The organism is Pseudomonas sp. PvP025 (assembly GCF_017832155.1).
In the GTDB taxonomy this organism is placed as follows: Bacteria; Pseudomonadota; Gammaproteobacteria; order Pseudomonadales; family Pseudomonadaceae; genus Aquipseudomonas.
The window spans coordinates 4,364,830-4,384,559 of the sequence record NZ_JAFIBJ010000001.1 but is presented as its reverse complement, the minus strand read 5'-3'; the positions used below and the strand labels follow the sequence as shown (position 1 = coordinate 4,384,559).

Genomic DNA, 19,730 nt, shown 5'->3' with positions numbered 1-19,730 from the left:
CCGGCCTTTCGACCGGGGGCGTTTTTATTCAGCCTGAGTTAACTCAGTTCTTGGATTTCTTGGCAGCGCGGGTACGCTCGCCTTCGTCCAGGATCTTTTTACGCAGGCGGATCGACTTAGGCGTCACTTCGCACAGCTCGTCGTCCTGGATGAATTCCAGGGCCTGTTCCAGGGTGAAGCGAACAGGTGGGACCAGAGCGATGGTTTCGTCTTTGCCCGAAGCACGCATGTTGTCGAGCTTCTTGCCTTTGGTTGGGTTGACGCCCATGTCGTTGTCACGGCTGTTCAGACCAACGATCTGACCGTTGTAGATCTCTTGACCGTGTTCAACGAACAGCTTGCCACGCGCCTGGAGGGTTTCCAGGGAGTAGGTCAGCGCCTTGCCGGTTTCTACCGATACCAGAACACCGTTCTGACGACCGGACATGTCGCCGGACTTCATGGTGTCGTAGCGATCGAAGATCGAGGTCAGGATGCCAGCGCCGTTGGTCAGGGTCAGGAACTGGTTACGGAAACCGATCAGACCACGAGCAGGGATGTTGTATTCCAGACGTACACGGCCCTTGCCATCCGGCACCATGTTGGTCAGGTCGCCCTTACGCAGGCCCATCTCTTCCATGACCTTGCCCTGGGATTCTTCAGGGGTGTCGATGGTGACGTTTTCGAACGGTTCCTGCTTCACGCCGTCAACCTGACGGATGATCACTTCCGGACGACCAACACCCATTTCGAAGCCTTCGCGACGCATGGTTTCGATCAGTACCGAGAGGTGCAGCTCACCACGGCCGGAGACTTTGAACTTGTCAGCCGAGTCGCCTTCTTCAACGCGCAGTGCAACGTTGTACAGCAGCTCTTTGTCCAGACGCTCCTTGATGTTACGGGAGGTCACGAACTTGCCTTCCTTGCCGCAGAACGGCGAGTCGTTCACCTGGAAGGTCATCGAAACGGTTGGCTCGTCAACGGTCAGAGGCTTCATCGCCTCGACAGTGTCCGGCTGGCACAGGGTGTCGGAGATGAACAGCGAGTCCATGCCGCTGACGCACACGATGTCGCCGGCAAATGCTTCTTCAACGTCGATGCGGTGCAGACCGTGGTGGCCCATCAGCTTCAGGATACGACCATTACGCTTCTTGCCGTCGGCGCCGATAGCCACAACCGGGGTGTTCGGCTTGACGCTGCCACGGGCAATACGGCCAACGCCGATAACACCCAGGAAGCTGTTGTAGTCCAGTGCCGAGATTTGCATCTGGAACGGGCCTTCACGGTCAACTTTCGGCGGCGGTACGTTGTCGACGATCGACTGGTACAGCGGGGTCATGTCTTCAGCCATGTCGGTGTGGTCAAGACCAGCAATACCGTTCAGGGCCGAGGCGTAGATCACCTGGAAATCGAGCTGTTCTTCGGTGGCGCCCAGGTTGTCGAACAGGTCGAAGATCTGGTCCAGAACCCAGTCCGGACGCGCGCCTGGACGGTCAACCTTGTTGATGCACACGATCGGACGCAGGCCGGCTTCGAACGCCTTCTTGGTCACGAAACGGGTTTGCGGCATAGGGCCGTCTTGAGCGTCAACCAGCAGCAGCACGGAGTCGACCATCGACATTACGCGTTCTACTTCGCCGCCGAAGTCGGCGTGGCCCGGGGTGTCCACGATGTTGATGTGGTAGCCGTTCCAGTTGATGGCGGTGTTTTTCGCCAGGATGGTAATACCGCGCTCTTTTTCCTGGTCGTTGGAGTCCATCACGCGCTCGTCGTTGAGCTCGTTGCGCTCCAGGGTGCCGGATTGGCGCAGGAGTTTGTCTACCAGGGTGGTTTTACCGTGGTCAACGTGAGCAATGATGGCGATGTTACGTAGATTTTCGATCACTTGTGTATCTCGATCAGAGGATTCGGTGTGCTGACAGGTCGTGGCAGCGATTAACAGTAGAGTCAGGCCTTGCCGTTACAGCTTGACGGCAGAGTCGGGGGGCCGGTGACGCAGGCCACAGGCAAACAGCCCCGGGCTCTTAGCTCGGTCGATAAACGCGCACATTGGCATGCCCCTCACTGAGCAAATGGTGGGCATGCAGGCGACTCATCACGCCTTTGTCGCAATACAGCAGGTACTGACGGCTGTTATCCAGTTCCTTGAAACGCGCGTTCAATGCATAGAACGGCAGCGTTTGTACGTCGATGCCGGCGATTTCCAGCGGCTCATCCTCGGCGGCATCCGGGTGACGGATATCGACGACGATCTGACCGGCCAGGGCTTCGCTGACTTCTTCGATCTGCACATCCTGGCCCAACTCGTCGATCACGCGATCGATCGGGACCAGTTTGGCGTTCTCGAGCGCACGCTCCAGAACCGCCATATCAAACTGTTGTTCTTCATACTCCACGCGGTTGCGCTTGGCGTGGGTCTTGGGGTTCACCGAGATGACCCCGCAGTATTCCGGCATATGCTTGGCGAAATCGGCGGTGCCGATTTCTTCGGCCAGGTCGATGATGTCCTGCTTGTGGCTGGCGATCAGCGGGCGCAACACCAGCTTCTCGGTCACGCAGTCGATCAGCGACAGGTTGGGCAGCGTCTGGCTGGCCACCTGGGAGATCGCTTCGCCGGTCACCAGCGCGTCGATCTGCAACTGATCGGCAATGCGGGACGCAGCGCGCAACATCATACGCTTCAAAACCACGCCCATATGACTGTTATCGACTTTAGCGAGAATTTCGCCCAGCACTTCCTCAAACGGCACGCTCACAAACAGCACGCGCTGGGAGCTGCCGTACTTCTTCCAGATAAAGTGCGCGACTTCCATCACGCCCAATTCGTGTGCACGCCCGCCCAGGTTAAAGAAGCAGAAGTGGCTCATCAGGCCGCGGCGCATGATCTGGTAGGCCGCCACCGTGGAGTCGAAACCACCGGACATGAGCACCAGGGTCTGTTCCAGGGCGCCCAGCGGGTAGCCGCCGATGCTGTTGTGCTGGCTGTGGATCACAAACAACCGTTGGTCGCGAATCTCCATGCGCACTTCAATTTGCGGCGCTTTGAGGGAGATTCCGGCCGCGCCGCACTCGCGACGCAGCTTGCTGCCGACGTATTTCTCCACATCCATGGAGCTGAACGGATGTTTGCCGGCGCGCTTGCAGCGTACCGAAAAAATCCTGCCTTCCAGCTCATCGCCAAAGTGCAGTTTGCACTTCTCGGTGATGTCATCGAAGTCGCCCAGCGGGTACTCGTCCACCTGCAGGAAATGCGCGATGCCCGGCATGCAGCTCAGACGCTCGGTCATGTCCTTCAGGGCTTTGGCGTCGGTCAGGCGGGTTTCCAGCTCGAGGTTGTCCCACACACCGTTGACCACCACAGCCGGGTCCAGATCGCGGAGCACGGCACGGATGTTCTTGGCCAACTGACGGATGAAACGCATCCGTACCGGTCGGCTCTTGATGGTGATTTCAGGGAAGACTTTTACGATTAATTTCATGGAAACAGCGCGTGCCGGGCCTGCTGAAAAAGGGGGGCGCGGATTATAGCGGAAATCGCTCAAGGTTTAACCAGTTAATATGCACCGCACTTGCCACGCACTAAATGCGTGCATTTTCATCGGGCAACGCTACATTGCAGTGCGCATCTTTTTGCCATTTGTCGTTATGCACCTTTATAGGGTCGCATTTGGAGCACAAAACCCATGTTGGCGCACTGGCATGCAATTTGCTCTCTTGTGAGGCAGGTTGCCATGGCGGACTATCCGCGCCGGCATCACCCACATTCTAAGGGCTAACTCCACTACCCCAGCCCGAAGCCACCCGGAGGACACCATGTCGAAGTCGGTTCAACTCATCAAAGATCATGACGTTAAATGGATTGATCTGCGCTTCACGGACACAAAAGGCACTCAGCACCACGTGACCATGCCGGCTCGCGACGCGCTGGATGATGCTTTCTTCGAAGAAGGCAAAATGTTCGACGGTTCCTCCATTGCTGGCTGGAAAGGCATCGAAGCTTCCGACATGATCCTGATGCCGGACGACAGCACTGCCGTCCTCGACCCGTTCACCGAAGAGCCTACCCTGATCCTGGTATGCGACGTGATCGAGCCTTCGACCATGCAAGGCTACGACCGCGACCCACGTGCGATCGCCAAGCGTGCCGAGGAATACCTGAAGTCGACCGGTATCGGTGACACCGTATTCGTGGGCCCGGAGCCAGAGTTCTTCATCTTCGACCAAGTGAAGTTCAAGTCCGACATCTCCGGCTCCATGTTCAAGATCTACTCCGAGCAAGGCTCCTGGATGTCCGACCAGGACGTGGAAGGCGGCAACCATGGCCACCGTCCAGGCATCAAAGGCGGCTACTTCCCGGTGCCACCGTTCGACCACGACCACGAAATCCGCACCTCCATGTGCAACGCCATGGAAGACATGGGCCTGGTCATCGAAGTGCATCACCACGAAGTGGCCACTGCCGGCCAGAACGAAATCGGTGTGAAGTTCAACACCCTGGTAGCCAAGGCTGACGAAGTTCAGACCCTGAAATACTGCGTACACAACACCGCCGTTGCCTACGGCCGTACCGCGACCTTCATGCCAAAGCCTCTGTACGGCGATAACGGTTCGGGCATGCACGTTCACCTGTCCATCGCCAAAGATGGCAAGAACACCTTCGCCGGCGAAGGCTATGCCGGCCTGTCCGACACCGCCCTGTACTTCATCGGCGGCATCATCAAGCACGGCAAGGCCCTGAACGGCTTCACCAACCCGTCGACCAACTCCTACAAGCGTCTGGTCCCAGGTTTCGAAGCGCCGGTCATGCTGGCCTACTCGGCCCGTAACCGTTCGGCCTCGATCCGTATTCCTTACGTGTCCAGCCCGCGCGCTCGCCGTATCGAAGCACGTTTCCCGGATCCGGCAGCCAACCCGTACCTGGCCTTCGCTGCGCTGGTCATGGCTGGCCTGGACGGCATCCAGAACAAGATCCACCCTGGCGACGCCGCCGACAAAAACCTGTACGACCTGCCGCCTGAAGAGGCCAAGGAAATCCCGCAAGTGTGCGGCAGCCTGAAAGAGGCCCTGGAAGAGCTGGACAAGGGCCGTTCGTTCCTGACCAAAGGCGGCGTGTTCAGCGACGACTTCATCGATGCCTACATCGAGCTCAAGAGCGCTGAAGAAATCAAGGTGCGCACCTTCGTACACCCACTGGAATACGAGCTGTACTACAGCTGCTGATCCGGTAGCGCCGCCTAAGGCGGCGTGATGAAAAAAGACCTCCTTCGGAGGTCTTTTTTTTGCCTGAGCATGAAGAATGCGGGACGGGGCATACCCCGATGGCAGAGTGTCAGGCAATACCTGTATAACCTGACCCACCGCCATCGGGAGCAGGCCCCCTCCCACAAGGAGATCACCTTTGAAAGTACGTTTTTTGTTTGCCTTGATGTTTGCCAGCGCCACCGCCAGTGCCGCGCCGCCCACCCTTGAGCCGCTGCTCAACAGCATCGCCGAGCGTCTGGAGATCGCCGACCAGGTGGCCCTGAGCAAGTGGGACAGCCACAAGCCTGTGGAAGACAGGAAGCGCGAGCAGGAAGTGATCGCCAGCGTTGTCGCCCAGGCACCGAGCTACAAGCTCGACCCTGCCGCCGCCGAGCAGTTCTTCTCGGCACAGATCGAAGCGAACAAACTGGTGCAGTACACCCACTTGTCCGACTGGCAGTTCCAGGGCAAGGCGCCCGACGATCCGCGCCCTGACCTGGTCAAGCAAATCCGTCCGCAATTGGATGAGCTGCAAAAGAGCCTGCTCAAGCAACTGGCTGATTTCACCCCTCAGCGCACGGATCCGCAGTGCCCGCAATGGCTGGCCGAAGCCGTGCATGAACCGCTCAACGACCCGCTGCGCCAGCTGGCGATGATCCGCGCCACAGCCGAGTTGTGCATCTACAAAGGCTAGGCCTGTAACCCGATTAAAAATGTGGGAGGGGGCTTGCCCCTCCCACATTGGACTGTATGCATTCAGGACGTTCTCTGACACCTTGCTGAACAACCTTCACAAAATCGCACTATATTAGTGCGACAGTTTGCACCCTACCCATTCGCCGATCCCATTTTGGTTCGAAACTTCCCGCTCAAGCTGGCAGAACGCCACAGTTTCGCGCCTGCCCCCCCTATTTCAGGGCCTGCGCGCTTCTTTTCGGAGCCTTGGTTTGGTTTTTGCATTTTCCTTGTATCAGCGTGTGCCTCAAGCCTGCGCCTTGCTCCAAAAGAGGTCCTGATGACCATCAGCGATGCACTGCACCGTTTGTTACTCGACAACCTGACCACCGCGACCATCCTGCTCAATGCCGACTTGCGCCTTGAGTACATGAACCCCGCGGCGGAGATGCTCCTGGCCATCAGCGGCCAGCGCAGCCATGGGCAGTTCATCAGCGAATTGTTCACCGAGTCCGCCGAAGCCCTGAGCTCGTTGCGCCAGGCGGTCGAGCAGGCACACCCGTTTACCAAGCGCGAAGCGATGCTCACCGCCCTCACCGGCCAGACGCTGACCGTCGACTACGCCGTAACCCCCATCCTGAGCAACGGCGCCACTCTGCTGCTGCTGGAAGTGCACCCGCGTGATCGCTTGCTGCGCATCACCAAGGAAGAAGCCCAGCTGTCCAAGCAGGAAACCAGCAAGATGCTGGTGCGCGGCCTGGCCCATGAGATCAAGAACCCCCTCGGCGGTATTCGCGGCGCGGCGCAGTTGCTCGCGCGCGAGCTGCCCGAGGAGCATCTCAAGGACTACACCAACGTCATCATTGAAGAGGCCGACCGCCTGCGCAATCTGGTGGACCGCATGCTCGGTTCCAACAAGCTGCCGTCCCTGGCGATGACCAACGTGCACGAAGTGCTCGAACGCGTCTGCCAACTGGTCGAGGCCGAAAGCCAGGGCTGCATCACGCTGGTGCGAGACTACGACCCGAGCATTCCCGACGTATTGATCGACCGCGAACAGATGATCCAGGCGGTACTCAATATCGTGCGCAATGCCATGCAGGCCATCAGCAGCCAGAACGAGTTGCGCCTGGGCCGCATCAGCCTGCGCACCCGCGCGTTGCGCCAGTTCACCATTGGCCACATACGCCATCGCCTGGTCACCAAGGTCGAAATCATCGACAACGGCCCGGGCATTCCTGCGGACCTGCAGGACACCATTTTCTTTCCCATGGTCAGCGGCCGTCCGGACGGTACCGGACTGGGCCTGGCCATTACCCAGAACATCATCAGCCAGCATCAGGGCCTGATCGAATGTGAGAGCCATCCCGGCCACACCACGTTCTCGATCTTTCTGCCACTGGAACAAGGAGCCCCATCGACATGAGCCGTAGTGAAACTGTCTGGATCGTCGATGACGACCGTTCTATCCGCTGGGTCCTGGAGAAAGCCCTGCAACAGGAAGGCATGACCACCCAGAGCTTCGACAGCGCCGACGGCGTCATGAGCCGCCTGGCGCGTCAGCAGCCCGACGTGATCATCTCCGACATCCGCATGCCCGGCGCCAGTGGCCTGGACCTGCTGGCGCGGATTCGTGAGCAGCACCCGCGCCTGCCGGTGATCATCATGACCGCGCATTCGGACCTGGACAGCGCTGTCGCCTCCTATCAGGGCGGGGCTTTTGAATACCTGCCCAAGCCGTTCGACGTGGACGAGGCGGTGGCGCTGGTCAAACGCGCCAACCAGCACGCCCAGGAACAGCAGAATCAGGAAGCGCCACCGGCCCTGACCCGCACCCCGGAAATCATCGGCGAAGCGCCAGCGATGCAGGAAGTGTTTCGCGCTATCGGCCGCTTGAGCCATTCCAACATCACCGTGCTGATCAACGGCGAGTCGGGCACCGGCAAGGAACTGGTGGCCCACGCCCTGCACCGTCACAGCCCACGGGCAGCGTCACCGTTCATTGCATTGAACATGGCCGCCATCCCCAAGGACCTGATGGAATCTGAACTGTTCGGCCACGAGAAGGGCGCGTTCACCGGCGCGGCCAACTTGCGTCGCGGACGCTTCGAACAGGCTGACGGCGGTACGCTGTTCCTCGATGAAATCGGCGACATGCCGGCCGATACCCAGACCCGCCTGCTGCGCGTACTGGCGGACGGCGAGTTCTACCGGGTTGGCGGACACACGCCGGTCAAGGTGGATGTGCGCATCATCGCTGCGACCCACCAGAACCTGGAAACCCTGGTGCATGCGGGCAAATTCCGTGAGGACTTGTTCCACCGCCTCAATGTGATCCGCATCCATATTCCGCGCATGTCGGACCGTCGCGAAGACATCCCCACCCTCGCGCGCCACTTCCTCAGCCGCGCTGCCCTTGAGCTGGCGGTTGAGCCGAAGTTGCTGAAAACCGAGACCGAGGAATACCTCAAGAACCTGCCGTGGCCGGGCAACGTGCGCCAGCTGGAAAACACCTGCCGCTGGATCACGGTGATGGCGTCCGGGCGCGAAGTGCATATCAGCGACCTGCCGCCGGAATTGCTGAGCCTGCCGCAGGATTCGGCCCCGGTGACCAACTGGGAACAGGCCCTGCGCCAATGGGCCGACCAGGCGCTGGCACGCGGCCAGTCGAACCTGTTGGACAGTGCAGTGCCGGCGTTCGAGCGGATCATGATCGAAACCGCGCTCAAGCATACGGCTGGGCGTCGTCGCGACGCGGCGGTGTTGTTGGGTTGGGGACGCAATACCCTGACGCGCAAGATCAAGGAACTGGGCATGAAGGTGGACGGTGGAGACGACGACGAGGGCGATGACGCCTGATACTTTTCAGCATCCATCACCGTTCAAGTGTGGGAGGGGGCTTGCTCCCGATGGCAGTGTTTCTGTCAGCTTATCTTTAGCTGACACACCGCAATCGGGAGCAAGCCCCTCCCACACTTGGATCTTCATAGAGTTCGGGATAGTGCACCGCTTCAATGCACCATGAACCGGCATCGGGCATGAACACCGCGCCCAAAAACCAGACCCATTGAAAAAAAGTTTAAAGCTGAAAACACCAAAGCCCCGTATTCCGGGGCTTTGCGCTTTATGGCAAACGTTTTTAGCAAACCATGCAAACTCTGGCACGCGCCCTGCAATAACCCTTGTACAACCCAGTTTCGGGGACCTTGGTACAGGCAGGCCGAGAATCCCCTCTTTAACACCGAAGCCTCTGGCTTCACCCCGTTTTGGGAGCCCTGGTACAGGCAGGCCGGGAACTCCCTCTTTTATTGCTCCTGGAGATGGACCTCCAACCGCCAGCGGTCGTCGAACGACTCGCCCTTCCACTCCCCGCGCAACGGCCGAGCTGACACCAGGTTCAGCAGCAGGCCACCATCGGTCTTGCGCACGCGCCAGTTCACCAGACTTTCATTGACCTGCAATTGCCCTCCGGCAGACTTGCCCTGCGCGCCGAACAGCAGTGCCACGGTGCCGTCGATGTGTTCGCCATGCAGCTTGGGTTCGCGGTTGAACCACACCACGACGCCATCAGCGACAGTCTCCACCCGCAGCAGCTCCACCGGGTCCGGAATGGTCAGGCGACCAATCATCAACCCCACCATCAAGCCGACAATGGCCAAAGAGCCGATCACACGCGGCAATAGCTTCGGCCTCGGATCGTCTTCAGGGGTAGAATGCAGCGCATCTTTGCCTTCGGAGCCGTGCATGTTTCACGTCATCCTTTTTCAACCAGAAATTCCGCCGAATACCGGCAACGTTATCAGGCTGTGCGCCAACAGTGGCTGCCACCTGCATTTGATCGAGCCTCTGGGCTTCGACATGGACGACAAGCGCCTGCGCCGCGCCGGGCTGGACTACCACGAGTACGCCACGCTCAAGCGCCATGCCGACCTTGCCAGTTGCCTGGAAAGCCTGGGCCACCCCCGGCTGTTCGCGTTCACCACCAAGGGTTCGCGGCCCTTCCATGATGCCAGTTTTGCCGACGGCGACGCGTTCCTGTTCGGCCCGGAAAGCCGTGGCCTGCCGGCCGAGGTGCTCGACGCGCTGCCCGAGGGTCATCGCCTGCGCCTGCCGATGCGCGAGGGCTGCCGCAGCCTGAACCTGTCCAACACCGTAGCCGTCGCCGTGTACGAAGGCTGGCGCCAACTCGGTTTCAAATAACACACATAACAAATGTGGGAGGGGGCTTGCCCCCGATAGCGGTGGATCAGCCAGCTTATCTGTAGCTGACCCACTGCAATCGGAGGCAAGCCCCCTCCCACATTTTTACAGCATCGACTTATTGAACGGTCGACGTGCCTTCCTGTTGCATGCGCTGCAGCTCTTGCGCGTACAGCGCATCGAAGTTCACCGGAGCCAGCATCAGCGCCGGGAACGAGCCACGGGTAACCAGGCTGTCCAGGGTCTCACGGGCATACGGGAACAGGATGTTCGGGCAGAACGCGCCCAGGGTGTGGCTCATGGACGCTTCGTCCAGGCCCTGGATCAGGAAGATACCGGCCTGTTGCACTTCGGCGATGAAGGCCACTTCTTCACCGTTCTTGACGGTAACCGACAGGGTCAGCACGACTTCATGGAAGTCACCTTCCAGCGCCTTTTGACGGGTGTTCAGGTCCAGCGCAACGCTTGGGGTCCATTCCTGACGGAAGATGGCCGGGCTTTTCGGCGCTTCGAACGACAGGTCACGCACGTAGATGCGCTGCAGCGAAAATTGTGGGCCTTGGGCTTCTGCTGCTTCGGTGTTCTGTTGGTCAGTCATCGCAGGTCCTTGATCTTGGGGCTGTTAGGGGTTGGGAGTCAGGCGAGCAGCGCATCGAGCTTGCCGCCGCGCTCAAGGGCAAACAGGTCGTCGCAACCACCGATGTGCTTGGCGCCGATCCATATCTGCGGCACGGACGTGCGCCCCGCCTTCTGGGCCATTTCGGCGCGCACCTGGGGTTTGCCGTCGACCTTGATCTCTTCGAAGGCAACGCCCTTCTTCTCCAGCAAGGCCTTGGCCCGCATGCAGTAAGGGCACCAATCGCTGGAATACACGACAACCTGGCTCATATCACTTCACCAGCGGCAGGTTATCGGCCTTCCAGCTGCCGATACCGCCAGACAGCTTGGCGGCGGTGAAACCAAGCTTGAGCATTTCGCGAGCGTGGGTGCCGGCGTGCTGGCCCTGGGCATCGACCAGAATGATGGTCTTGGCCTTGTGCTTTTCCAGCTCGGGCAGGCGCGCGATCAGCTTGTCCTGAGGAATGTTCAGAGCACCGACGATGTGGCCGGCGGCGAAATCCTTGGCCGGGCGAATGTCCACCACGACGGCCTCGTCCTTGTTGACCAGCGAGGTCAGCTCCGACGTGCTCAAGCTGCGGCCACCACGGCTCATCTCGTGAGCGATCAGCAGCGCCAGCAGGATGACGAAAGCACCCACGAGCAGATAGTGGGCAGTGGCAAATGCAATCAGGTGATCAACCATCAAGGAGGTTCCAGGGCGTTAAAATGGCGGTAAGTATACACAGCCGTCAGGGGGGGCCAACCCCTGTAAAGCGGTGACTCAGTCTGAACTTCGCTTTAAACTGCCACTCACTTTTCAAACGCCTTCCTTTATTACCGCCGCGAGAGGATCTATGACTACCACGCCTAAACCTTTGGTCCTGATAATTCTCGATGGCTTCGGACACAGTGAAAGCCACCACGACAACGCGGTATACGCGGCGCGCAAGCCGGTGCTGGACCGCCTGACCGCCACTGTGCCCAACGGCCTGATCTCCGGATCGGGCATGGACGTGGGCCTGCCGGACGGCCAGATGGGCAACTCGGAAGTGGGCCACATGAACCTCGGCGCCGGACGAGTGGTATACCAGGACTTCACGCGCGTCACCAAAGCGATCCGCGACGGCGAGTTCTTCGAGAACCCGACCATCTGCGCAGCGGTCGATAAAGCAGTGGCCGCCGGCAAGGCCGTGCACTTCATGGGCCTGCTGTCCGACGGCGGCGTACACAGCCATCAGGACCACCTGGTCGCCATGGCCGAGCTTGCCTTCAAGCGCGGCGCCGAGAAGATCTACCTGCACGCCTTCCTCGATGGCCGCGACACTCCGCCAAAAAGCGCGCAATCGTCCATCGAACTGCTGGACGCCACCTTCGCCGCCCTGGGCAAGGGCCGCATTGCCAGCCTGGTCGGGCGCTACTTCGCCATGGACCGCGACAACCGCTGGGACCGCGTCGCCCAGGCCTACAACCTGATCGTCGACGGCCAGGCCGAATTCAATGCCGCCACCGCCCAGCAAGGTCTTGAAGCGGCCTATGCGCGTGGCGAGAGCGACGAGTTCGTCAAGGCCACCACCATCGGCGAGCCGGTGAAGGTCGAAGACGGCGACGCCGTGGTATTCATGAACTTCCGCGCCGACCGCGCCCGCGAGCTGAGCCGCGTGTTCGTCGAAGATGGCTTCAAGGAGTTCGAGCGCGCGCGCCAGCCCAAAGTCCAGTACGTGGGGCTGACCCAATACGCCGCCAGCATCCCGGCCCCCGCCGCCTTTGCCGCGAGCAGCCTGGACAACGTGCTGGGCGATTACCTGGCCAAAAATGGCAAGACCCAGCTGCGCATCGCCGAGACCGAGAAGTACGCCCACGTAACTTTCTTTTTCTCCGGTGGGCGTGAAGAACCGTTCCCGGGCGAAGAACGCATCCTGATCCCATCGCCAAAAGTGGCCACCTACGACCTGCAGCCGGAAATGAGCGCGCCTGAGGTGACCGACAAAATCGTCGATGCCATCGAGCACCAGCGTTATGACGTGATCGTGGTCAACTACGCCAACGGCGACATGGTCGGCCACAGCGGCAACCTGCAAGCGGCGACCAAGGCCGTGGAATGCCTGGACCTGTGCGTGGGTCGCATTGTGGATGCGCTGGAAAAGGTCGGCGGCGAAGCCCTGATCACCGCCGACCACGGCAATTGCGAGCAGATGTCCGACGAATCCACCGGTCAAGCCCACACCGCCCACACCACCGAGCCGGTGCCGTTCATCTATGTGGGCAAGCGCGATTTCAAGGTGCGTCACGGCGGCGTACTGGCAGATGTGGCGCCGACCATGCTGATGCTGATGGGGATGGAGAAGCCGGTGGAGATGACCGGGACTTCGATCCTGGTTTGATCTAAAAAGCGCCGCGAAACAATGTGGGAGGGGGCTTGCCCCCGATAGCAGTGGCTCAGCCAGCCTATATTTAGCTGACACACCGCCATCGGGAGCAAGCCCCCTCCCACATTGGATCTCCAGTGTTTAGAAGATGTCCTATTGCCATACCGGCGCCACTCGGAACCTATCTTGCCTTCCAGCCCGAATTGGGCGTTTTTTTTGCCGCGCTTGGCGGGCATACTAGGCCGTCCATTTCCCTGGTGTCGCCCGCCTCTATGCTTCGCGCCTTGATTACCCTTGCTCTTGTCTGCCTGCTCCAACCGGCGTTTGCCGATGAGCGCGCACAAACCCAACAACAGTTGGACGCTACGCGTCAGGATATTACCGAGCTGAAAAAACTGCTCGGCAAACTCCAGGAAGAAAAATCCGGGGTGCAGAAAGACCTGCGCGGTACGGAAACCGAGATGGGCAAGCTGGAGAAGCAAGTCCAGGAGCTGCAAAAAGAACTAAAGAAGAGCGAGTCGGAACTGGAGCGACTCGACGCTGAGAAAAAAAAACTCCAGAGCGCACGCGTTGAACAGCAACGCCTGATTGCGATCCAGGCCCGCGCCGCTTACCAGAGCGGCCGCCAGGAATACCTCAAGCTGCTGCTCAATCAGCAGAACCCCGAGAAATTCGCACGCACCCTGACCTATTACGATTACCTGAGCAAAGCGCGGCTGGAGCAATTGAAAGGGTTCAACGAAACCCTGCGCCAGTTGGCCAATGTCGAACAGGAAATCGCCGACCAGCAATCGCAGCTGCTCGACCAGAAAACCGTCCTCGATACCCAGCGTGACCAGCTCGATAAGGTACGCAAGGAACGCCAGCTGGCCCTTGCCAAGCTCAACGACGACGTCAAGGCCCGCGACGCCAAGTTGCAGGCCCGCGTGCAGGACCAGGCCGACCTGGCCAAGGTGCTCAAAACCATCGAGGAAACCCTGGCCCGCCAGGCTCGCGAGGCTGAAGAGGCGCGGCAAAAAGCGCTGATCGCCCAGCAGGAAGCCGAAAAAAAGCGCCAGCGTGAGGCCGAACAGGCGGCCACCACCGACGCGCCAGCGCCGCGTAAACCGGCGCGTGCAGCGCCCGGCCCGCTGGTTTCCAGCACCGGCGAGTCGTTCGGCGGCCCTTTTGCTTCAGCACGCGGCAAACTTCCATGGCCGGTTGATGGTCGATTACTGGCACGCTTTGGTGAAACCCGTGGCGATGACACCCGCGCCAAGTGGGATGGCGTGATGATCAGCGCCGCTGCCGGCAGCCAGGTCCACGCCGTTCACGGTGGGCGCGTGGTGTTCGCCGATTGGCTGCGCGGCGCTGGCCTGCTGGTGATTCTTGACCACGGCAATGGCTATTTGAGCCTTTACGGCCACAATCAGACATTACTCAAGTCGGCAGGTGATGTTGTAAAAGCCGGTGAATCCATCTCCACTGTGGGTAACAGTGGTGGCCAGGACACCCCGGCGCTGTACTTCGCTATTCGTCAGCAGGGCCGCCCGAGCGACCCTGCACAATGGTGCCGTTCCCAAGGATAGGGCCGTACCTACATTAGGAGTTCGTTCGACATGCTGCATTTGTCCCGCCTCACTTCGCTGGCCCTGACGATCGCCCTGGTGACCGGCGCGCCGCTGGCTTTCGCCGATCAGGCCGCTGCGTCCGCACCCGCCGCCACAGCCGCGACCTCTGCCGCGACCACCAAGGCGCCGTTGCCGCTGGACGAGCTGCGCACCTTTGCCGAGGTCATGGACCGCATCAAGGCAGCCTATGTCGAACCGGTAGACGACAAGACCCTGCTGGAAAATGCCATCAAGGGCATGCTCAGCAACCTCGACCCGCATTCTGCGTACCTTGGTCCGGAAGATTTCGCCGAGCTGCAGGAAAGCACCAGCGGTGAGTTCGGTGGCCTGGGTATTGAGGTGGGCGCTGAAGACGGCCAGATCAAAGTGGTCTCGCCAATCGACGACACCCCGGCGTCCAAGGCAGGCATCCAGGCCGGCGACTTGATCGTCAAGATCAACGGCCAGCCCACCCGCGGCCAGACCATGACCGAAGCCGTCGACAAGATGCGCGGCAAGCTCGGCCAGAAAATCACCCTGACCCTGGTGCGCGACGGCGGCAACCCGTTTGACGTGACCCTGGCCCGCGCGACCATCACGGTCAAGAGCGTGAAGAGCCAATTGCTGGAGTCGGGTTACGGCTACATCCGCATCACTCAATTCCAGGTCAAGACCGGCGACGAAGTGGCCAAGGCCCTGGCCAAGCTGCGCAAGGACAACGGCAAGAAGCTCAACGGCATCGTGCTCGACCTGCGTAACAACCCGGGCGGCGTGCTGCAATCGGCGGTGGAAGTGGTCGACCACTTCATCACCAAGGGCCTGATCGTCTACACCAAGGGCCGCATCGCCAATTCCGAGCTGCGTTTCTCGGCCACCGGTAACGACCTCAGCGAAAACGTGCCACTGGCCGTGCTGATCAACGGCGGCAGCGCCTCGGCCTCGGAAATCGTCGCCGGTGCCCTGCAGGACCAGAAGCGCGGCGTGCTGATGGGTACCACCAGCTTCGGCAAGGGCTCAGTGCAAACCGTGTTGCCGCTGAACAACGAGCGCGCCCTGAAAATCACCACTGCGCTGTACTACACGCCGAACGGGCGCTCGATCCAGGCCCAGGGCATCGTGCCGGACATTGAGGTGCGCAAGGCCAAGATCACCAACGAGATCGACAGCGAGTACTACAAGGAGGCCGACCTGCAAGGTCACCTGGGCAATGGCAATGGCGGCGCCGACCAGCCTACCGGCAGCGGCGCCAAAGCCAAGCCGATGCCACAGGACGACGACTACCAGTTGGCCCAGGCGTTGAGCCTGCTCAAGGGCCTGAGCATCACGCGCAACCGTTGATATGCGCCTTGCCCTGATTATCGCCGTGCTGTGTAGCCTGGCAGGTGTCGCCCACGCGACGCCTGCCGGCGAATCTCAAAAGGCCTACCTGACCCTGATCATCGACGACCTGGGGCAAAACCTGCCACGGGATCGGCGTGTGCTGGCCCTGCCTGGGCCGGTCACCACCGCGATCATGCCCGACACGCCCCACGCCGCCGAATTCGCCCGCGAAGCCCACAAGGCCGGCAAGATCGTGATCCTGCACATGCCCATGGACCCGGCCACCGGCCCGTTCGCCTGGCACCCTGAATTGCCCATCGAAGAACTCGGCAAGCGCCTGGACGCCGCCTTCGAAGCCGTGCCTTTCACCGCTGGCATCAACAATCACATGGGCAGCCGCATGACCGCCCAGCCGCAGGCGATGGCCTGGCTGATGGGCGAGCTGCAGCGTCGTCACAAGTTCTTTGTCGACAGCCGCACCAGCGCGCAGACCGTTGCCGCCGCCGAGGCGCAGAAGATTGGCCTGGCCAGTGTCTCGCGGGATGTGTTTCTGGATGACGAACGCACCGAAGCGGCCATCACCACCCAACTGCAAACCGCGATCAAGCTGGCGCACAAGCAGGGATCGGTGGTGATGATCGGCCACCCTTATCCACAAACCCTGGCGGTACTGGAGCGCGAACTGCCCCGGCTCAAGGCACAAGGCGTCGAATGGATCGATATCAAATCGATGATCAGCCTGCGCAGCAATCAGGCCATGGGCGGCCATGGCAAGAACGGCCAGTACCGTTAGAAAAGATGGCGACATACCACTGTGGGAGCAGGATTGCCCTAATGCTATTCAGTTAAGAGCAGACCCCTATGTGAGCGGCGGTGTGCCTGGCCTGCGAAAGCGGTGCGTCAGTCAGCATCCATGTTTACCGGGCCGACGCCTTCGCAGGCAAGCCAGCTCTTATCAAACACAAAATAACGTATTGATTTTAAAACCTGAAGTTTCAGTCAGCCACATTCCTGTGGCGAGCGGGCTTGCCCCAATGCCGTTCAGTCAAGCGCAGATTCCCTGTGGCGAGCAGGCTTGTCCTGCGTTGGGCTGCGCAGCAGCCCCAAAACCAGGCGCTGAGCCGTATCAGGTACACCGCGTTTTGCTTGATTGGGGGCGCTTCGCACCCCAACGCGGGGCAAGCCCGCTCGCCACAGAGGCCCCAGTTTGCTGCGCGACAGCGCTAAGTCGAAGACTTGGCGGAGCCTCCCACATTTTTGACCGTGTTTGTCCCGCTGATTGCCGTGCTGCAGTCGTGGGAGCTGGTGACTGCAGGTTAAAGGTAGCGCGCCATGATCTCGTCGACCACGCCGTCTTTACGCAATTGATCCAGCGTGGCCTGAAGCTTCGCCACCAGTTCATCCGACACGTTCTTGTTCAACGCGAGGTAGAGTTGAGCGCTATTGAAGCGCAACACGGTCTTGAGCCCGGTCACGCCCACCTGACGCGCCAGATAACGCCCGGCGGGATCGCCGGTGGCCCAGAGGTCGATCTGGCCGTCCATGAGTCGTTGCGCATTGTCCTGATCGCGCAGCACAACCAGCGGCTTTAGGCCTTGCCTGTCCAGGGTCTGGGCAATGGCATCGCCCTTGTAGGCACCGATTTTATAGCGGCGCGCCTGCTCGAGGCTGCTGAGCTCAATCCTGCTGTCGGCCTTGGCCAGCAGCACCCAATCATCCGGGCCGATGGGGCCTACCCATTTGAACAACGCTTCACGCTCGGGCAGGCGCGCCATCACGAAAATGCCGTAGCCGGGTTTTTCCAGGGTGAGTTTATAGATGCGCTCCCAGGGGAACCGCAGGGTGAGGTTGTAGGCAATGCCGGCGCGCTTGAAGGTCTCGCGCACGATATCTGCGGCGATGCCTTCGATGTTCTCGTCCCTGGCGAAGTTCTTGCCGTTTTTTGCCATGTTGTAGGGCGGAAAATTTTCCGTCAGCAACACCAGCGCGGCGTCAGAAGGTTCGTCGGCGTGGGCCGCACCAGCCAACAGCAGGGACGTGGCAAGCAGGAGTTGTTTGAACATGTAGGCTACCGGAATCCATGGCAAGCGCAGAGAGTGCCGCGCGCCTGCCATGCTGTCCAGCAGCGTTTAGCGCACCACGATACCGCGCGCGGCCATGTAGGCCTTGGCCTCGGGAACGGTGTATTCGCCGAAGTGGAAAATGCTCGCCGCCAGCACTGCGCTGGCGTGGCCTTCGATCACGCCATCGGCCAGGTGCTGCAGGTTGCCGACGCCGCCGGAGGCGATCACCGGGATGCCGAGCGCGTCGCTGATGGCGCGGGTCACGCCCAGGTCGAAGCCGTTTTTCATGCCGTCCTGGTCCATGCTGGTCAGCAGGATTTCGCCCGCACCCAGGCCTTCCATCTTCATCGCCCACTCCACCGCGTCCAGGCCGGTCGGCTTGCGCCCGCCGTGGGTGAAGATCTCCCAGCGCGGGGTTTCGCCGGGGCCCGAGACTTTCTTGGCGTCGATGGCGACCACAATGCACTGCGAGCCGAAGTGCTGCGCAGCCTCGCCGACGAACTCCGGATTGAACACTGCGGCGGTGTTGATCGAGACCTTGTCGGCACCGGCGTTGAGCAGGTTGCGAATATCCTGCACGGTGCGTACGCCACCGCCCACGGTCAGCGGGATGAACACCTGGCTGGCCATGCGCTCGACGGTATGCAGCGTGGTGTCGCGGCCGTCGACGCTGGCGGTGATGTCGAGAAAGGTAATCTCGTCGGCACCCTGCTCATCGTAGCGACGGGCGATTTCCACCGGGTCGCCGGCATCCCGGATGTTCTCGAACTTGACACCCTTGACCACGCGACCGTTGTCGACGTCCAGGCAAGGGATGATGCGTTTGGCCAGCGCCATGGGCTTATCTCCGATAAGAGTTGCAAGCTTTGAGCTGCAAGCTGCAAGTAGAAGCGGGTCTGCTTTTACTTGCAGCTTGCAGCTTACAACTTGAAGCTGGCCTCATAGCCATCACACAGGGCCTGAGCTTCGGACACATCCAGGGTGCCCTCATAAATCGCACGGCCGGTGATGGCGCCGATGATGCCAGGCGCCTTGGCGTCCAGCAGCGACTTGATGTCGCCCAGGTTGTGGATACCGCCAGAGGCGATCACCGGGATTTTCGTCGCGGCGGCCAGCGCAGCGGTAAACGGCACGTTGCAGCCCTGCATCATGCCGTCCTTGGCAATGTCGGTATAAACGATGGCGGAGACGCCGTCGGCTTCGAACTGTTTGGCCAGGTCGATCACCTGCACGGTGCTGATTTCAGCCCAGCCGTCGGTGGCGACGAAACCGTCCTTGGCATCCAGGCCGACGATCACCTTACCGGGGAACGCGCGGCAGGCCTGGGCGACGAAGGCCGGGTCTTTCACGGCCTTGGTGCCGATGATCACGTAGCTCACGCCCGCCTTGACGTAGTGCTCGATGGTTTCCAGCGAACGGATACCGCCACCGATCTGGATCGGCAGGTTGGGGTAGCGTTTGGCGATGGCGGTGACCACCTCACCATTGACCGGCTGGCCTTCGAAGGCGCCGTTCAGGTCCACCAGATGCAGGCGACGGCAGCCCCCTTCCACCCACTTGGCGGCCATGCTCACCGGGTCATCGGAGAACACGGTGGAGTCTTCCATGCGGCCCTGGCGCAGACGTACGCAAGCGCCGTCCTTGAGATCGATAGCGGGGATAATCAGCATCTGGCAAACCTTATTCGATATTCAGCA

At 60.6% G+C, this 19,730-nt stretch carries 18 protein-coding genes; 9 read left to right on the top strand and 9 right to left on the bottom strand.

Translation table 11 applies throughout. The features are described 5' to 3' along the window. Positions 1-43: 43 nt before the first annotated feature. Complete coding sequence (gene typA / locus JOE32_RS19045; RefSeq protein ID WP_057008554.1) at positions 44-1,864, bottom strand: translational GTPase TypA; 1,821 nt, start codon at positions 1,862-1,864, stop codon at positions 44-46. A 139-nt stretch (positions 1,865-2,003) separates the two neighbouring features. After that, positions 2,004-3,458 (bottom strand): tRNA uracil 4-sulfurtransferase ThiI, encoded by a 1,455-nt coding sequence (gene thiI, locus JOE32_RS19040; RefSeq protein WP_209987462.1) that lies wholly within the window; start codon positions 3,456-3,458, stop codon positions 2,004-2,006. A gap of 334 nt (positions 3,459-3,792) precedes the next feature. On the opposite strand from thiI, the gene glnA reads away from it, so the two are divergent. The 4 genes from glnA to ntrC all read left to right on the top strand — a co-directional run bounded on the left by glnA (position 3,793) and on the right by ntrC (position 8,754). Beyond that, entirely contained in the window at positions 3,793-5,199 is a 1,407-nt protein-coding gene (glnA, locus tag JOE32_RS19035; RefSeq protein ID WP_057008556.1) for a type I glutamate--ammonia ligase, read from the top strand. Between the two features lie 178 nt (positions 5,200-5,377). Further along, on the top strand, positions 5,378-5,914 hold the full coding sequence (locus JOE32_RS19030) for a chorismate mutase (protein WP_209987459.1): 537 nt from the start codon (positions 5,378-5,380) through the stop codon (positions 5,912-5,914). 321 nt (positions 5,915-6,235) lie between these two features. Then, entirely contained in the window at positions 6,236-7,321 is a 1,086-nt protein-coding gene (gene glnL / locus JOE32_RS19025) for a nitrogen regulation protein NR(II) (protein ID WP_003237475.1), read from the top strand. Further along, a complete protein-coding gene (gene ntrC / locus JOE32_RS19020; protein ID WP_057008558.1) occupies positions 7,318-8,754 on the top strand; it encodes a nitrogen regulation protein NR(I) in 1,437 nt (478 codons plus the stop codon). Before glnL ends, ntrC begins: the two co-directional genes overlap by 4 nt. Before the next feature lie 446 nt (positions 8,755-9,200). Here ntrC and JOE32_RS19015 read toward each other — a convergent pair whose 3' ends face one another. Then, positions 9,201-9,641, bottom strand: coding sequence for a hypothetical protein (locus JOE32_RS19015; protein ID WP_209987455.1), 441 nt, complete (start codon positions 9,639-9,641; stop codon positions 9,201-9,203). On the opposite strand from JOE32_RS19015, the gene JOE32_RS19010 reads away from it, so the two are divergent. Beyond that, positions 9,640-10,095 carry a tRNA (cytidine(34)-2'-O)-methyltransferase gene (locus JOE32_RS19010; protein WP_209987451.1) on the top strand — a complete coding sequence of 152 codons (456 nt, stop codon included), beginning with the start codon at positions 9,640-9,642 and terminating at the stop codon, positions 10,093-10,095. The two genes, JOE32_RS19015 and JOE32_RS19010, sit on opposite strands and share 2 nt — an antisense overlap. A 118-nt stretch (positions 10,096-10,213) precedes the next feature. Here the strand turns inward: JOE32_RS19010 and secB are convergent, their stop codons facing one another. From secB to JOE32_RS18995, 3 genes are read right to left on the bottom strand one after another with little or no spacing between them, the layout of a single operon-like run. After that, entirely contained in the window at positions 10,214-10,693 is a 480-nt protein-coding gene (secB, locus tag JOE32_RS19005) for a protein-export chaperone SecB (protein WP_057008561.1), read from the bottom strand. A 38-nt stretch (positions 10,694-10,731) separates the two neighbouring features. Then, positions 10,732-10,983 carry a glutaredoxin 3 gene (grxC, locus tag JOE32_RS19000; RefSeq protein WP_209987449.1) on the bottom strand — a complete coding sequence of 84 codons (252 nt, stop codon included), beginning with the start codon at positions 10,981-10,983 and terminating at the stop codon, positions 10,732-10,734. Position 10,984: 1 nt separating this feature from the next. After that, entirely contained in the window at positions 10,985-11,398 is a 414-nt protein-coding gene (locus tag JOE32_RS18995) for a rhodanese-like domain-containing protein (protein ID WP_003237494.1), read from the bottom strand. A 151-nt stretch (positions 11,399-11,549) separates the two neighbouring features. Between JOE32_RS18995 and gpmI the strand changes: the two genes are divergently transcribed. The 4 genes from gpmI (at position 11,550) to JOE32_RS18975 (ending at position 16,763) form a co-directional block, all read left to right on the top strand. Further along, the gene (gene gpmI / locus JOE32_RS18990) at positions 11,550-13,076 is read left to right on the top strand and encodes a 2,3-bisphosphoglycerate-independent phosphoglycerate mutase (protein ID WP_209987448.1); all 1,527 of its coding nucleotides are present in this window, start codon (positions 11,550-11,552) and stop codon (positions 13,074-13,076) included. Positions 13,077-13,333: 257 nt separating this feature from the next. Further along, the gene (locus JOE32_RS18985) at positions 13,334-14,629 is read left to right on the top strand and encodes a murein hydrolase activator EnvC (protein WP_209987446.1); all 1,296 of its coding nucleotides are present in this window, start codon (positions 13,334-13,336) and stop codon (positions 14,627-14,629) included. Between the two features lie 30 nt (positions 14,630-14,659). Continuing rightward, positions 14,660-15,988 (top strand): S41 family peptidase, encoded by a 1,329-nt coding sequence (locus JOE32_RS18980; protein WP_209987444.1) that lies wholly within the window; start codon positions 14,660-14,662, stop codon positions 15,986-15,988. Between the two features lies 1 nt (position 15,989). Next, complete coding sequence (locus tag JOE32_RS18975; protein ID WP_209987442.1) at positions 15,990-16,763, top strand: divergent polysaccharide deacetylase family protein; 774 nt, start codon at positions 15,990-15,992, stop codon at positions 16,761-16,763. A gap of 523 nt (positions 16,764-17,286) precedes the next feature. On the opposite strand, the gene JOE32_RS18970 is transcribed toward JOE32_RS18975, so the two are convergent. The 3 genes from JOE32_RS18970 to hisA form a co-directional block, all read right to left on the bottom strand. After that, positions 17,287-18,033, bottom strand: coding sequence for an ABC transporter substrate-binding protein (locus JOE32_RS18970; protein WP_209987439.1), 747 nt, complete (start codon positions 18,031-18,033; stop codon positions 17,287-17,289). A gap of 66 nt (positions 18,034-18,099) precedes the next feature. Further along, positions 18,100-18,870, bottom strand: coding sequence for an imidazole glycerol phosphate synthase subunit HisF (gene hisF / locus JOE32_RS18965; protein ID WP_003171107.1), 771 nt, complete (start codon positions 18,868-18,870; stop codon positions 18,100-18,102). Between the two features lie 83 nt (positions 18,871-18,953). Continuing rightward, positions 18,954-19,703, bottom strand: coding sequence for a 1-(5-phosphoribosyl)-5-[(5-phosphoribosylamino)methylideneamino]imidazole-4-carboxamide isomerase (gene hisA, locus JOE32_RS18960; RefSeq protein WP_209987438.1), 750 nt, complete (start codon positions 19,701-19,703; stop codon positions 18,954-18,956). Positions 19,704-19,730 lie beyond the last annotated feature (27 nt).

Bases quoted from the DNA above. Each gene is read 5' to 3' on its own strand.
- thiI (WP_209987462.1), bottom strand. From the start codon at position 3,458: ATGAAATTAATCGTAAAAGTCTTCCCTGAAATCACCATCAAGAGCCGA.
- glnA (WP_057008556.1), top strand. From the start codon at position 3,793: ATGTCGAAGTCGGTTCAACTCATCAAAGATCATGACGTTAAATGGATT.
- glnL (WP_003237475.1), top strand. From the start codon at position 6,236: ATGACCATCAGCGATGCACTGCACCGTTTGTTACTCGACAACCTGACC.
- ntrC (WP_057008558.1), top strand. From the start codon at position 7,318: ATGAGCCGTAGTGAAACTGTCTGGATCGTCGATGACGACCGTTCTATC.
- JOE32_RS19010 (WP_209987451.1), top strand. From the start codon at position 9,640: ATGTTTCACGTCATCCTTTTTCAACCAGAAATTCCGCCGAATACCGGC.
- JOE32_RS19015 (WP_209987455.1), bottom strand. From the start codon at position 9,641: ATGCACGGCTCCGAAGGCAAAGATGCGCTGCATTCTACCCCTGAAGAC.
- secB (WP_057008561.1), bottom strand. From the start codon at position 10,693: ATGACTGACCAACAGAACACCGAAGCAGCAGAAGCCCAAGGCCCACAA.
- grxC (WP_209987449.1), bottom strand. From the start codon at position 10,983: ATGAGCCAGGTTGTCGTGTATTCCAGCGATTGGTGCCCTTACTGCATG.
- JOE32_RS18995 (WP_003237494.1), bottom strand. From the start codon at position 11,398: ATGGTTGATCACCTGATTGCATTTGCCACTGCCCACTATCTGCTCGTG.
- gpmI (WP_209987448.1), top strand. From the start codon at position 11,550: ATGACTACCACGCCTAAACCTTTGGTCCTGATAATTCTCGATGGCTTC.
- JOE32_RS18985 (WP_209987446.1), top strand. From the start codon at position 13,334: ATGCTTCGCGCCTTGATTACCCTTGCTCTTGTCTGCCTGCTCCAACCG.
- JOE32_RS18980 (WP_209987444.1), top strand. From the start codon at position 14,660: ATGCTGCATTTGTCCCGCCTCACTTCGCTGGCCCTGACGATCGCCCTG.
- JOE32_RS18975 (WP_209987442.1), top strand. From the start codon at position 15,990: ATGCGCCTTGCCCTGATTATCGCCGTGCTGTGTAGCCTGGCAGGTGTC.
- JOE32_RS18970 (WP_209987439.1), bottom strand. From the start codon at position 18,033: ATGTTCAAACAACTCCTGCTTGCCACGTCCCTGCTGTTGGCTGGTGCG.
- hisF (WP_003171107.1), bottom strand. From the start codon at position 18,870: ATGGCGCTGGCCAAACGCATCATCCCTTGCCTGGACGTCGACAACGGT.
- hisA (WP_209987438.1), bottom strand. From the start codon at position 19,703: ATGCTGATTATCCCCGCTATCGATCTCAAGGACGGCGCTTGCGTACGT.